Annotated in this window: 1 protein-coding gene; it reads left to right on the top strand. The window is 73.4% G+C overall.

What is annotated here, in order from left to right:
• Positions 1-463 (top strand): Hpt domain-containing protein (locus tag A612_RS06080; RefSeq protein WP_040436218.1); only part of this gene is annotated, 463 nt, incomplete at both ends.

The following is a 463-nucleotide window of genomic DNA, read 5'->3' on the forward strand; positions in this document are numbered from 1 at the left end:
CGCGCCGGCTGCGCCAGCGGTGGACGAGGACGACGACGGCGAACTGCTGGACATCTTCCTGGAAGAGGCGCGCGAGGTGGTCGGAACCGGCCTGGGCGCCGTGGCGACGCTGGAGCAGCAGCCGGGCGACCTGAGCGAGCAGACCACGCTGCGGCGCGCCTTCCATACCCTCAAGGGCAGCTCGCGCATGGTCGGGCTGAACGAGTTCGGCGAGGCGGCCTGGTCCATGGAGCAGGTCCTCAACGCGTGGCTGGCCGAGCAGAAGCCGGTGCAGCCGCCGCTGCTGCAGCTGTCGAAGGACGCGCTGCAGGCCTTCGGCCGCTGGGCCGACGACATCGCGGCCGGCCAGGCGGGCGCTTGGCAGGCGCAACCCTTTGCTGCGTCGGCCGACGCCATGCGCCTGGACGGCGCCCTGCTGCCCCTGTCCACGCCGGGTGCCTCGGCAGCGCCCGATGCGCCGCCT

It is taken from the genome of Melaminivora alkalimesophila, assembly GCF_000282995.1.
Classification (GTDB): Bacteria; Pseudomonadota; Gammaproteobacteria; order Burkholderiales; family Burkholderiaceae_C; genus Melaminivora; species Melaminivora alkalimesophila.